Annotated in this window: 14 protein-coding genes; 10 read left to right on the top strand and 4 right to left on the bottom strand. The window is 71.9% G+C overall.

Annotated elements, in window-relative coordinates:
• Window positions 1–5: 5 nt before the first annotated feature.
• Both QQA02_RS04825 and QQA02_RS04820 read right to left on the bottom strand, forming a co-directional pair.
• Window positions 6–704, bottom strand: a complete 699-nt coding sequence (locus tag QQA02_RS04825) for a response regulator transcription factor (protein ID WP_284772842.1) — start codon at window positions 702–704, stop codon at window positions 6–8.
• Window positions 704–1,459 carry a sensor histidine kinase gene (locus QQA02_RS04820; protein ID WP_423777729.1) on the bottom strand — a complete coding sequence of 252 codons (756 nt, stop codon included), beginning with the start codon at window positions 1,457–1,459 and terminating at the stop codon, window positions 704–706. The genes QQA02_RS04825 and QQA02_RS04820 overlap by 1 nt, the downstream gene beginning before the upstream one ends.
• A gap of 110 nt (window positions 1,460–1,569) precedes the next feature.
• Here QQA02_RS04820 and QQA02_RS04815 point away from each other — a divergent pair, with 110 nt between their 5' ends.
• Window positions 1,570–2,271 carry an ABC transporter ATP-binding protein gene (locus QQA02_RS04815; RefSeq protein WP_284772846.1) on the top strand — a complete coding sequence of 234 codons (702 nt, stop codon included), beginning with the start codon at window positions 1,570–1,572 and terminating at the stop codon, window positions 2,269–2,271.
• Window positions 2,268–3,659, top strand: coding sequence for an FtsX-like permease family protein (locus tag QQA02_RS04810; protein WP_284863450.1), 1,392 nt, complete (start codon window positions 2,268–2,270; stop codon window positions 3,657–3,659). Before QQA02_RS04815 ends, QQA02_RS04810 begins: the two co-directional genes overlap by 4 nt.
• Before the next feature lie 3 nt (window positions 3,660–3,662).
• Here QQA02_RS04810 and QQA02_RS04805 read toward each other — a convergent pair whose 3' ends face one another.
• A complete protein-coding gene (locus tag QQA02_RS04805) occupies window positions 3,663–5,150 on the bottom strand; it encodes an amino acid permease (protein WP_284772851.1) in 1,488 nt (495 codons plus the stop codon).
• A 79-nt stretch (window positions 5,151–5,229) separates the two neighbouring features.
• Here QQA02_RS04805 and QQA02_RS04800 point away from each other — a divergent pair, with 79 nt between their 5' ends.
• Window positions 5,230–5,433: an antitoxin gene (locus QQA02_RS04800; RefSeq protein WP_284772852.1), complete on the top strand. Its 204-nt coding sequence runs from the start codon at window positions 5,230–5,232 to the stop codon at window positions 5,431–5,433.
• Window positions 5,434–6,108 (top strand): MazG nucleotide pyrophosphohydrolase domain-containing protein, encoded by a 675-nt coding sequence (locus QQA02_RS04795; RefSeq protein ID WP_284772853.1) that lies wholly within the window; start codon window positions 5,434–5,436, stop codon window positions 6,106–6,108.
• A gap of 54 nt (window positions 6,109–6,162) precedes the next feature.
• Here QQA02_RS04795 and QQA02_RS04790 read toward each other — a convergent pair whose 3' ends face one another.
• Entirely contained in the window at window positions 6,163–6,552 is a 390-nt protein-coding gene (locus QQA02_RS04790; RefSeq protein ID WP_284863448.1) for a hypothetical protein, read from the bottom strand.
• A 189-nt stretch (window positions 6,553–6,741) separates the two neighbouring features.
• Here QQA02_RS04790 and QQA02_RS04785 point away from each other — a divergent pair, with 189 nt between their 5' ends.
• The 6 genes from QQA02_RS04785 (at window position 6,742) to QQA02_RS04760 (ending at window position 12,323) form a co-directional block, all read left to right on the top strand.
• A complete protein-coding gene (locus tag QQA02_RS04785; protein WP_502870973.1) occupies window positions 6,742–7,533 on the top strand; it encodes a lytic transglycosylase domain-containing protein in 792 nt (263 codons plus the stop codon).
• Window positions 7,534–7,999: 466 nt separating this feature from the next.
• The gene (eno, locus tag QQA02_RS04780) at window positions 8,000–9,277 is read left to right on the top strand and encodes a phosphopyruvate hydratase (RefSeq protein WP_284772856.1); all 1,278 of its coding nucleotides are present in this window, start codon (window positions 8,000–8,002) and stop codon (window positions 9,275–9,277) included.
• Between the two features lie 124 nt (window positions 9,278–9,401).
• Entirely contained in the window at window positions 9,402–10,100 is a 699-nt protein-coding gene (locus QQA02_RS04775; RefSeq protein ID WP_284773049.1) for a metal-dependent transcriptional regulator, read from the top strand.
• Window positions 10,101–10,112: 12 nt separating this feature from the next.
• The gene (locus QQA02_RS04770) at window positions 10,113–10,739 is read left to right on the top strand and encodes a septum formation initiator family protein (protein WP_284863445.1); all 627 of its coding nucleotides are present in this window, start codon (window positions 10,113–10,115) and stop codon (window positions 10,737–10,739) included.
• Between the two features lie 49 nt (window positions 10,740–10,788).
• Entirely contained in the window at window positions 10,789–11,373 is a 585-nt protein-coding gene (locus tag QQA02_RS04765) for a DUF501 domain-containing protein (protein ID WP_284863444.1), read from the top strand.
• Complete coding sequence (locus tag QQA02_RS04760; RefSeq protein WP_284863442.1) at window positions 11,370–12,323, top strand: Ppx/GppA phosphatase family protein; 954 nt, start codon at window positions 11,370–11,372, stop codon at window positions 12,321–12,323. The genes QQA02_RS04765 and QQA02_RS04760 overlap by 4 nt, the downstream gene beginning before the upstream one ends.
• The last annotated feature ends 58 nt before the right edge of the window (window positions 12,324–12,381 follow it).

Raw genomic sequence — 12,381 nt, 5'->3', positions numbered from 1 at the left:
GGGGCTCAGGCCTCGGGGTCGCGCAGGCCGCCGGTCTCGCGCAGGTAGTGCAGGATCGCGCGCACCCGCCGATTGTCCTGCTCCGGGGAGAGCCCCAGGCGCAGGAAGATGTTCGCCACGTGCTTGGACACCGCCGCCGGCGAGAGCACCAGCTCGGCGGCGATGTCCGCGTTCGAGCGCCCGCGCGCCATCAGGTCGAGCACCTCGGTCTCCCGCGGGCTGAGCCGCTCCACGCCCGCCCCGCGCGAGCGGCGCAGCAGCGTGGCCGCGACCTCCGGGTCGATGACCATGCCGCCACCGGCGACCACCGACAGCGCGTCGAGGAACTCGCGCACGTCCGAGACCCGGTCCTTGAGCAGGTAGCCCGTGCCCGCCGCCGAGCGGTCCGCCTCGGCGAGCAGCCGGTCGGCGTGGGTGACCGCCACGTACTGGGAGAGCACCAGCACCGCCAGCCCCGGGTGCGTGCCGCGCACCTCCAGGGCCGCCACCAGGCCGTCGTCGCGCATGCCGGGAGGCATGCGCACGTCGGCGATCAGCACGTCGGGGACGTCTGCGGCGCCGAGCCCGGCCGCCCACGCGCGCAACTGCGCGGCGTCGGCAAGCTGGGCGCACACCTCGTGGCCGCGGCGGGTGAGCAGGCCCGCCAGGCCCTCGCGGAAGAGCACGGAGTCGTCGGCGAGCGCGATGCGCAGGGGAGCGGTCATCAGGATTCCTCTCCGATCAGTCCGGGTTCGCCGCGGTGGAGCAGCAGCGGGATGCGCGCGACGACCTGGGTCGGCCCGCCGGCGGGGGAGTGCACCGTCACGGTGCCGTCGAAGGCCTCCAGGCGGCCGGACATCTCGGCCAGCCCGCCGCCGGGGCGCACCTCGGCGCCGCCCGGGCCGCGGTCGACCACGGAGACGGTCAGCTCCGAGTCCGCGGTCAGCAGCACGGTCACCGGTGCGCCGGGGGCGTGGCGCGCACAGTTGGTCAACGCCTCGGAGGCGAAGAAGTAGGCCGCGGCCAGCACCGCCGCCGGCAGCTCCGGCAGCGGGTGGGGCGCGCGCACCTGCACGTGCGAGCCGTAGGAGGCGGCCACCGCGCCCACGGCGGCGGCCAGGCCTTCGTCGACGAGCACCTGCGGGTGGATGCCGTGCACGGTCGCTCGCAGCGCCGTCAGGCCCTCGCCGAGCAGTTTCCGGGCTCGGGCCAGCTCACGGGCCAGTTCCCCGGGAGCCGAGCCCGTACCGGCCTCCTCGGCGAGCATCTCCGCCTCGCCGAGCGCCATCGCGGCGGCGACGAAGTACTGCTGCGCGCCGTCGTGCAGGTCGCGCTCGATGCGGCGGCGCTCGCGCTCGTAGGCCTCGGCCACCGAGCGCCGCGAGCGGGTCAGCTCGGCGATGCGCGCCGCCGACGCCGCCTCGCGCGACTCCTGCACCCTGTCCCGGAGAACGCGGCTCCGGCGTGCCCAACCCAGCATGACGTCTACCCTAAACGGGGCCCGACGTCGCGGGGGTGGAGCCAGCTCCACCCGGAAGACTCGGCTCCGGGCCAGTGTGCACGCGGCGGGCGACTGCTGGACTGGAGGTCATGGAAAACACACGCACCACGGCGCACGAGCCGCTGCTCGTCGCACGCGACATCACCAAGGACTACGGCTCGGGCCCCGTGCTCGGCGGAATCAGCCTCAGCGTCGGCCACGGAGAGACCGTCGCGATCATGGGGCCCTCGGGCTCCGGCAAGTCGACCCTCCTGCACTGCCTGTCGGGAGTGCTCCAGCCGAGCACCGGCGAGGTCCGCTTCGCCGGCGCCGAGCTGAGCGCGGCCGGCGACCGGCGGCGCTCCCGGATCCGGCTGCACGACTTCGGCTTCGTCTTCCAGGACGGCCAGCTCCTCGACGAGCTCACCGCCGCCGAGAACGTCGCCCTGGCCGCCCGCCTGGCGGGCACGACGCGCGCCGCGGCCGAGCGCGAGGCCGTCGATCTGCTGAGCCGGCTGGGCGTCGGCGGGCTGGCCGACCGCCGCCCGGCGGCGATGTCCGGCGGGCAGGCCCAGCGCGTGGCCATCGCCCGCGCGCTGGCGAACTCCCCGCAGGTCGTCTTCGCCGACGAGCCCACCGGCGCGCTCGACCAGGCCACCGGCCACGAGGTCATCCAGCTGCTCACCGCGCTGACCGCCGAGCGCGGTGCGTCCCTGGTGATGGTCACCCACGACCGCGGGGTGGCCGACTGGTGCGGCCGGCTCGTCGAGATCCGCGACGGCATCGTGCACGCGGATCGGAGCAACCGATGAACCCCGCGCAGATCGCGGGCACACTCGCCCGCGCGAACCTGAGAGGCGACCACGGCGGTCGCGGAGCCTCGCTGATGCCGCTTCTGGCCACGGCCGCGTTCACCGTGATGAGCTGGCTGGCCGCCACCATCGCCGGCGGGGCGTGGATGTTCTACGAGCGCGCCCATGGCGGCGCCGAGCTGGCCCCGGAGTTCGCCCAGCTGCCTCAGGTCCAGGTCATCCTGAACTTCTACCTCGTCCTGACGAGCCTGGCCTGCGTCTTCCTCGTCCCGGCGATGTTCTCGCTGACACAGCGGGCCGCCGTGCTGGGGGCCAGCGGGCGCGAGCGCCGGTTGGCAGTGCTGCGCCTGCTCGGGCTCTCCGCGCGGAAGGTCACGGCGGTGGCACTCGTCGAGACGCTCACCCAGGCGGCCGTCGGCGTGCTGCTCGGCACGCTGCTCTCGCTTCTGACCGCGCCGCTGTGGCAGGCGTTTACCTTCCAGTTCACCCCGTTGCGCACCGCCGAGATGATCCTGCCGTGGTGGGGGTATGCCTCGCTGTGCCTGCTCATGCTGGGCCTCGCGGCGGCGGGCGTCGCCGCCGGGCTGCGGCGGGTGTCGGTCACCCCCCTGGGGGTGGCCCGCAGGGCGCCGGCCGCCCGGATGGGCAAGTGGCGGCTCTGGGCCGTTGTGGGCGTCGTCGTCGTGGTCGTCGTGGTGGTCGGTGTGGTCGACCCCGAGACCGTCGGGCGCATCCTGCCGGTGCTGCTGCTCGCGGTGATCGCCGCGTTCCACCTCGCCATGACATGGGTCCTGAAGGTCCTGGCGGCCGTCGCCTCCCGCCTGCCCGGGGTCGCGCACCACACGGCCTGCCGGCGCATCGTGGCCGAGCCCGCGCGCACCTGGAACGGGGTGGCGGTGCTGGCCTACCTCTTCGCGTTGCTGGGCGCGATCGCCGTCCAGCCGGTCGAGATCCTCGCCGACGGCGACGAGGCGGAGCTGAAGTTGATCGCCGACGTGGTCACCGGCGGCTACCTCACCGTCGGCTTCGCCTTCGTGATCGCCGCGGTGACCACCCTGCTCGAGCGCTCGGCGGCCGTCTACCGTGAGCAGCGGCTCGACCACTCGCTGCACCTGCTCGGCGCGCCCGGGTCCTTCCTGCGGCGTGTGGCGTTCCTGCAGGTCTTTGAACCGCTGGTGGTGGCCGTCGTCGCGGGGCTGGCGCTGGGGGCCAGCGGGCTCGGCCCGGCGATCTCCTGGTCCGTCGACGTGGACCCCGAGCTGAAGAACCTGCTGTTCACCTCGCTCGGCGCTGTCGCGGGATTCGCGGTCGTCGCGCTGGCGCAGGCGGGCAGCGAGGCGCTGCGCACCCGGGTGCGCGCGGCGGGCGAGTACCGCCGCCGCGAGTGAGCCTTACAGCGCCATAGAGCCGGTGGCCAGCCCCCACACGGCGAACGCGGAGGCCACGCAGATCAGCGCGACCACGCACCACTCGAAGCCGTTGAAGAGCCGCTCCCCGCGCAGCCGGCGCGTCCACACGTAGGGGATCAGCCCCGGCAGCACGGACAGGGCGCCGAAGAGCACGTAGCGCGGCTCGGCGGCGTAGAAGAGCCACAGCGAGTAGATCAGCGCGACCAGCCCGATGAGCAGGTGGCGGCGGTTGTCGCGGCGCGGGATCTCGGGGCCGGAGTCGTCGAAGCTGACGCCGGCCTGCGGGTGCGAGATGCCCTTGCCGCGCACCGCGAGCAGCACCAGGTAGAACGCGGAGAAGAGGTAGGGCAGCAGGTAGAGCACCGTGGCCAGCTGCACCATCTGCACGTAGGTCGTCTCGTTGAGGAAGAAGACAATGACCCACATCTGGATGACGGTGGTGGAGATCAGCTGGGCAACCCAGGGAGCGCCCGAGTCGTTGACCGCCCCGATGCGCCGCGGCAGCAGCCCGTCGACGGCCATCATCATCACCGGCTCGGCGCACAGCATCTGCCAGGAGACGTAGGCGCCCAACACGGACAGACACAGGCCCAGCGAGACCAGCGCGCCGCCCCAGGGGCCGACGACGGCCTCGAGCACGCTGGCCATCGAGTTGTCCGGCAGCGCGGCCAGCTCGGCGCGCGAGAGCACGCCGAAGGAGAGCACGGAGACGCTGACCAGGAGCGCAAGCACGGAGAGGAACCCGACCACGGTGGCGCGCGCGACGTCGGAACGCGAACGCGACTGCCGGGAGTAGACGCTGGCGCCCTCGACACCGATGAACACCCACACGGTGAACAGCATCACGCCCTGGACCTGCTCGAAGACGTCGCCGACGCCGCCGTCGCCCGAGCCCCAGAAGCCGAGGGTGAAGCGGTCCCAGGAAAACCCGATGAAGGCCGCGAGGACGATGAACGCGAAGATCGGCAGCAGCTTGGCCACCGTCGTCACCGCGTTGAGCACCGCGGCCTGGTGCACCCCGCGGGCGAGCACGGCGAAGATCACCCAGGTCAGCACCGTCACCGCGCTGGCGGAGACCCAGCGGTTGTCCGCCGAGAACAGCGGCACGTAGTGGCCGATGGTGGAGAAGAACAGCGTGGCGTAGCCGACCTGTGCGATCACGCTGCCCAGCCAGTAGCCCCACCCGGCGGTGAAGCCGATGAAGTCGCCCAGGCCGGCGCGCGCGTAGGCGTAGACGCCGGAGTCCAGGTGCGGCTTGCGGCGGGCGAGCACGTGGAAGACGAACGCGACCGAGAGCATGCCCACGCCCGCGATGGCCCACCCGATCAGGGTGGCGCCGGGGGCGGCCACGGACGCCAGATTCTGCGGCAGCGAGAAGATACCCGCGCCGACGGTGGAGCCGATGATCAGCCCCACGAGGGTCCACATGGGCACTGACCGGCGCCGGGAGTCTTCGCCTGCGATAATCATCGGTCAAATCTTACGCAGAGCGCCTCAGTGACGTAACCTCGGGGACGCATTAATCGCGACCGACTGAAAGGACACCACAATGGGCATCTTCGACAAGGCCAAGGGCAAGGCGGAGGAGTTCCTCAACTCCGACGAGGGCAAGCAAAAGGCGAACGACGCGCTGGACACCGCGGCCGACAAGGCCAAGGACCGCTTCGGCGAGGACAACGCCGACAAGATCGACACCGTCCGCGACAAGATCGGCGAGCGTCTCGGCGGCGACCAGCCGGAGGGCGAGAAGTAGTTGACCGTCCTCGTCCTTGACGCGCGGTGGCCGGACCTGGTTCCGGCCACCGCTTTCGTTTCGGGTGCGCTGTGCGCACCCGTCTCAATTTCCGACGCCGTGCCCCACGACGTCGCCGCGATGGCTGACGCGGTTGCGGCGCAGGCGCCGGCTGACGCCGGCGCGGGTGCCGAGGGCACCTGGGTGACTCTGGACGAGACGGACGCGGAGGCGCGGCGTCGGAAAGCGGCGGGGGAGCAGGTCCTCCGGGCGGCGAGCCTTGCGGACCCGGTTGCCGAGGCGCGCCGGGTCATCGCCGCGGCCCGCGAACGCGGCGAGTGGGAGCGCGGGCAGACGCACGTCTCGCTGCTGCCGTACCTGGCCGAGGAGGCCGGCGAGTACGCCGAGGCGGCGCGCGCCTGGCAGGCCGCCGAGGACGCCGGCGGGGCGGGGGATGCCGAGGAGGCCGAGCTGCTCGCCGAGCTCTCCGACGTGCTGCTGCAGGTGCTCTTCCACGCCGAGATCGCCCGCGGGCGCGGGGCGTGGGACTTCGGCGACGTCGCGGCGCGGTTCACCGCGAAGATCCGCTCGCGCGCGCCCTACCTCTTCGACGGCTCGACCGGGGTGGTCGACCAGGCCGCGCAGGACGCCGCGTGGGCGGCGGGCAAGGCGCGCGAGAAGGGCGGCGCGGTATAGCGCGCCGACGGTTCCGGGGGGGGGCTTCAGGGACCCCGGGCCCACGTCCCGGAATTACAGGGAGGACAGCAGGGTCAGCGTGTCGTAGGCCTTGTCGAAGCCCGGGATCTGGGAGCTCAGTGCGACCTGCGGGTCGGGGGTGACCACGCCGCACTCGAGGGCGCGGTCGGCCACGGCGGTGACCGACTGCGCGGAGATCAGCTTCAGGGTGGTGTCGTCGGAGACACCGCGCAGGTTCTTCACGAGCTCCGAGCGGGTGGTCTTCTCGCCGACCATCCCGGTGCTGCGCAGCGCGAAGTCCACGACGCGGCAGTCGGCGGTGGCGATGTTGCCGTTGAGCTGGTCGAGCAGCCCGGTGCGCGTGTCGGCGGCGTTCGCGGCGGGGGCGAGGACGCCGGTGGCCAGGGCGGCGGTGGCGAGGGCGGCGGCGAGGGTCTTCTTCACGGCGGTGTCCTTTCGGGAACCTCTCCTGTTATTGATGTGGCATAAGTATCTTCGTGTGGCTGATGTTGTGCAACCGGGGCTGAATATCGGGGGAGCGGGAGGTCGCGTGGGCCGGTTCGACGGGTGGCTCCGCGACGCGTGCCTGCGGGTTGCGCGCCTGTGCGGCGGTGGGCGGTAGGATCGCTCGCCATGGACGAAACGGGACGGCGGGGCAGAGGCTGCGGGTGCATGACGGCGCTCGCGGTCGTCCTCGTCATCGCCGTGGTCGGCTGGGCGCTGTCCATGGTCGTCGGCGGCACCCAGCCCTTCCGCCAGCTGCAGCCGATCCCCGACGACGTGCCCCCGGCCGCCGGCGAGCCCGTCGCCGAGATCGACGTTCACGGCCCGGGGCGCACCGCCGACAAGCTGACCTACTGGGCCGGCGACCTCTCCGAGGACACCGGCATCCCGGCCGCCGCGCTGCGCGCCTACGGCAACGCCGAGCTCATCGCCCGCGACGCCTGGCCCGAGTGCAACCTCAACTGGACCACGCTGGCCGGCATCGGGCAGGTGGAGACCCGCCACGGCACCTACTCCGGCAAGCTGCTCTCGGGCGGCTCGCTCGACGAGAACGGCTACGCCAACCCGCCGATCATCGGCCCCGCACTCGACGGCAGCGGCGGTTTCGCCGCCGTGCACGACACCGACGGCGGCGAGCTCGACGGCGACACCGAGTGGGACCACGCCGTCGGCCCCATGCAGTTCATCCCCGAGTCCTGGGAGCGCTTCGGCATCGACGCCGACGGCGACGGCCACCCCGACCCCAACCAGATCGACGACGCCGCGGCCTCGGCGGCGAAGCTCCTGTGCAACGGGCGCGACCTCTCCGACCCCGAGGACTGGGTTAGCGCGGTGAAGTCCTACAACATGTCCGGCGAGTACCTCACGGACGTTCGCGACGCCGCCAACTCCTACGCCCTGCGTCAGCCCGCGGCGCACTAGGTGGCGTGGCTCCGCCACGCCGCCGGGGTGAAGGCGCGCTACCGGGGTGAGGGCGCGCCACCGGGGTGAGGGTGCGCCACGGGGGAGGGATGCAGATGGGTGACCCGCGGGACGTCGTCAATCGTGTCTGCGAGTGCCCAACCGGGCGTCCGGTTGCACGTTCAAACGACCGTGTGTGCCGTCGATCGGCGGCCGCGGGGTGGGAATCCGCGCACAATTTCCCGCACATGCAAGCCCGGGACCTGCATGTATTCAAAAATCGGGGGGAACCGGGCAGAACCGGACATGTTCCAACGGGCATTCCGGGCGAATCTTTGGAATAATGGCCCCTGAAGATGCCGCGGGGCTCGGCCGGCGACTGCGACCGAACGGTGCAGCGGCCGACGCGGTGCCCATGCACCCTCGGAACCCAAGGCGTCTCAACGAGAAGCTGTTCCTGCTCACGAGATGGCAATAGGAGGCCACGGTGGCTGACATCATGCACGTTTTCGCCCGCGAGATTCTCGATTCCCGCGGTAACCCGACCGTTGAGGCTGAGGTGTTCCTGGACAACGGCGCCCACGGTGTCGCCGGTGTGCCCTCCGGCGCCTCGACCGGCGTCCACGAGGCGCACGAGCTGCGCGACGGCGGCGACCGCTACCAGGGCAAGGGCGTGACCAAGGCCGTCGCGAACGTCAACGAGGAGATCGTCGACGAGGTCGCCGGCATGGAGGCCGACGACCAGCGCCTCATCGACGAGGCCATGATCAAGCTCGACGGCACCGAAAACAAGTCCCGCCTCGGTGCCAACGCCATCCTCGGTGTGTCCATCGCCGTGGCCAAGGCCGCCGCCGAGTCCGCCGAGCTGCCGCTGTACCGCTACATCGGCGGCCCGAACGCCCACGTGCTGCCCGTGCCGATGATGAACATCCTCAACGGTGGCGCCCACGCCGACTCCGGCGTCGACGTCCAGGAGTTCATGATCGCCCCGATCGGCGCGGAGACCTTCTCCGAGGCCCTGCGCATGGGCGCCGAGGTGTACCACACCCTGAAGTCCGTCATCAAGGAGAAGGGCCTGTCCACCGGCCTGGGCGACGAGGGCGGCTTCGCCCCGTCCGTCGACTCCACCCGCGCCGCCCTCGACCTGATTGTCGAGGCCATCGAGAAGGCCGGCTTCAAGCCGGGCGCCGACGTGGCCCTGGCCCTGGACGTCGCCTCCTCCGAGTTCTACAAGGACGGCACCTACCACTTCGAGGGCGGCGAGCACTCCGCCGAGGAGATGGCCAAGGTCTACGAGGAGCTCATCGCCAACTACCCGATCGTCTCCATCGAGGACCCGCTGCAGGAGGACGACTGGGCCGGCTACACCACCCTGACCGAGAAGATCGGCGACAAGGTCCAGATCGTCGGCGACGACTTCTTCGTGACCAACCCCGAGCGCCTGAAGAAGGGCATCGAGGAGAAGGCCGCCAACGCCCTGCTCGTCAAGGTCAACCAGATCGGCACCCTGACCGAGACCTTCGACGCGGTCGACCTGGCCCACCGCAACGGCTACCGCACCATGATGTCGCACCGCTCCGGTGAGACCGAGGACACCACCATCGCCGATCTCGCCGTCGCCCTGGGCAGCGGCCAGATCAAGACCGGTGCCCCGGCCCGCTCCGAACGCGTGGCCAAGTACAACCAGCTGCTGCGCATCGAGCAGGAGCTGGGCGACGCCGCCGTCTACGCCGGCCGCTCCGCCTTCCCGCGCTTCCAGGGCTAAGACCCGGAACCGGGAGGCCCCGGACCAGACCCCGTCGCCCGCGGGAGTTCACTGAGTTGAACCCGCGCGGTCCGGCGGGGTTTTTGCCGTGCCGGGGGCTGATAGTCTGTCCTCCATGGACTCGATGAAGGTCACGGACCTGCCCGACCGGTCGCAGGACTACCTGAAGAAGATCTTCGACCTGGTCGACTGGGGCCGCGGGGACGTCTCGACCGCCTCCGGCGTCGCGCTCTCCGACCTGGCCGAGGCCCTCGGCCAGCAGCGCTCCACCGCCTCCGAGGCGGTCAAGCGCCTCGCCGGCATGGGGCTGATCGACCACACCCCCTACAAGCCGATCATGCTCACCGAGCAGGGTCGCGAGCTCGCCGTGCAGCTGGTGCGCCGCCACCGGCTCGTGGAGACCTTCCTCGAGCGCGTCGTCGGCTACGGCGTCGAGGAGATTCACGCCGAGGCCGAGGTGCTCGAGCACGCCGTCTCCGACCTGTTCATCGAGCGTATCGACGAGGCGCTGGGACACCCCACCCGTGATCCGCACGGCGACCCCATCCCGTCCTCCGACGGCACCGTCGAGACCGTCGACAGTGTGCCGCTCTCCGCGCTCGAGGAGGGTGAGCCCGCCATCGTGGTGCGCCTGCGCGACCGCGACGCGAAGCTGCTGCGCTACCTCACCGATTGCGGCGTGGCCCCCGGCGTGGGCGTGCGGCTGCTGCCGGCGCCCTATGACGGCATGGCGCGCATCGCCGTCGACGGCCGCGACGAGGCCGTCACCCTCGCCGCCGACGCGCTGGGTCACATCCAGGTCCGACGCGAGCCGGCGGAGTAGAATCCCCCTGGTATGAGCACCGCCGAGACCAGCACCGACGAGGCCGACGAGGCCGCCGAGGAGACCCGCACGAGCGAGCGGGCCCCCCGGCGCGGCCGCGTGCCGGTCACCAGCCGCGACAACGCGCCCGCGCGCCCGAAGCGGCGCCTGCCGCGGGTGCGCATGGGGGCCGCCGACCTGGCCGTGCTCGCGCTGGCTGCGCTGATCGTGCTCGGTGCCGTGGCCGCACCCGCGCGCAACTACTTCAGCGGGCGCACCGAGATCGCCCGCCTCAACGAGTCCATCGCCGCCAAGCAGGAGCGCGTCGACGAGCTCGACGCCGAGCTGGGCCGCTGGAACTCCGAGGCCTACGCCCGCGAGCAGGCCCGCCGCCGCCTCGGCGTGATCGGGGAGGGCGAGACCGCCTACCGCATCCTCGACCCCGAGATGGACCAGACCCCGACCGTGGCCGGCGAGGTGCCCGCCTCCCAGGACCGCAGCTGGCTGGACAAGCTGTGGGACTCCATCTCCGTGCCCGCCGAGGAGGCCGGTTCCGCGGCCTCCGACGAGAAGGGCGCGATCGGCGGCGGCGAGGTGGACACCCACATGCCGCTGGACGGCGAGGCCCCGGCCGAGGGTGAGGCGCCGGCGGCGGGGTAGCGCCCGGCCGAAGGCGAGGATCGCGCCGCGCCGTGACACAATGACTGCCATGACAGTCAGCCAGACGGACCTGGAGACGGTCGCCGAGCAGCTGGGGCGTACCCCGCGCGGCGTCGTCGACGTCCCTTACCGCACCCCGGACGGCGCCCCCGCCGTGGTCACCACCGCACCGCGTCTGCCCGACGGAACCCCGTTCCCCACGCTCTACTACCTGACCGACCCGCGGCTGACCGCGGAGTGCTCGCGCCTCGAGGTCGCGCAGGTGATGGTCTGGATGACCCGCAGGCTCGGCGAGGACGCCGAGCTGGCCGCCGACTACCGCGCCGCCCACGAGCACTACCTTCAGGTGCGCAACGCGATGGCGGACCTGGGCACCGACTTCTCCGGCGGCGGGATGCCCGACCGCGTCAAGTGCCTGCACGTGCTGGCCGCCTACGCGCTGGCCGAGGGGCCGCAGCGGGTGCGTCTGGGCACCGAGACGGTCGCCATGGCCGCCGACCACGCCGGGCTGCGCGGCACCGCAGTGCCGGCCGACTGGCCGAGCTGTGCGGACCTGGGCATCGACCTGGTCGACTTCGACCTGGAGCCGGTCCACGAGCCGGAGCAGGGCGCGGACGTCGAGGTCGAGTCATGACCCGGCTGGCCGCCGTCGACTGCGGCACCAACTCGATCCGCCTGCTGGTCAGCGAGGTGGGCCCGGCGGGCCGCATCCGCGACCTGCACCGCGAGATGAAGATCGTGCGCCTGGGCCAGGGCGTCGACGCCACCGGTGAGCTCGACTCCGAGGCCATCGAGCGCACCCGCGCGGCGCTGGCGCACTTCGTCGAGATCATGCGCCACGAGCACGTGGAGAAGGTCCGCATGGTCGCCACCAGCGCGACTCGCGACGCGACGAACCGCCACGACTTCTTCGACATGACCGCCGAGCTGCTGGGCCAGGTCCAGGAGGGCGCGCGCGCCGAGGTCATCACCGGTGAGGAGGAGGCCGAGCTCTCCTTCCGCGGCGCGATCGGCGACCTCGCCGCCGACCGCGGCCCCTTCCTGGTCATCGACCTCGGCGGCGGCTCCACCGAGTTCGTCGTCGGCGACGCCGAGAACGGCGTGGCGGCCGCGCACTCGACCCAGATGGGCTGCGTGCGCCTGACCGAGCGCATCATGCGCGCCGATCCGCCGACGGCCACCGAGATCGAGATCGCCCGCGACTACGTCGAGGAGCGCCTGGACCGCGTGCGCACCCTGCTGCCGCTGTCGAAGGTGCGCACCGTGGTCGGCTGCGCCGGCACCTTCACCACGCTCTCCGCGCTCGCGCAGGGCCTCGAGGAGTACGACCCGGACGCCATCCACGGCTCCGAGCTGAACTTCTCGGCGCTGCGGCTGATCACCCAGATGCTCATCTCCGAGTCATCCTCGGCGCGCGCGGCCAACCCGGTCATCCACCCGGGCCGCGCCGACGTCATCGGCTCCGGCTCGGTGATCGTCGAGCAGATCATGGACCTGGCCAAGGAGTCCACCCAGGCCACGAGCTTCGTGATCTCCGAGAAGGACATCCTCGACGGCATCATCGCCGGGCTGGCCGAGGGCTAGACAAGGCCCGGGAAGGCCTGGAAAGGGCGACGCCCCGCCGCTCGGGGGAGCGGCGGGG

This window comes from Corynebacterium sp. MSK006 (genome assembly GCF_030232385.1).
Lineage (GTDB): Bacteria > Actinomycetota > Actinomycetes > Mycobacteriales > Mycobacteriaceae > Corynebacterium > Corynebacterium frankenforstense_A.
The sequence above is the reverse complement of the archived record's forward strand: the minus strand, read 5'-3'. Positions and strand labels throughout refer to the sequence as shown.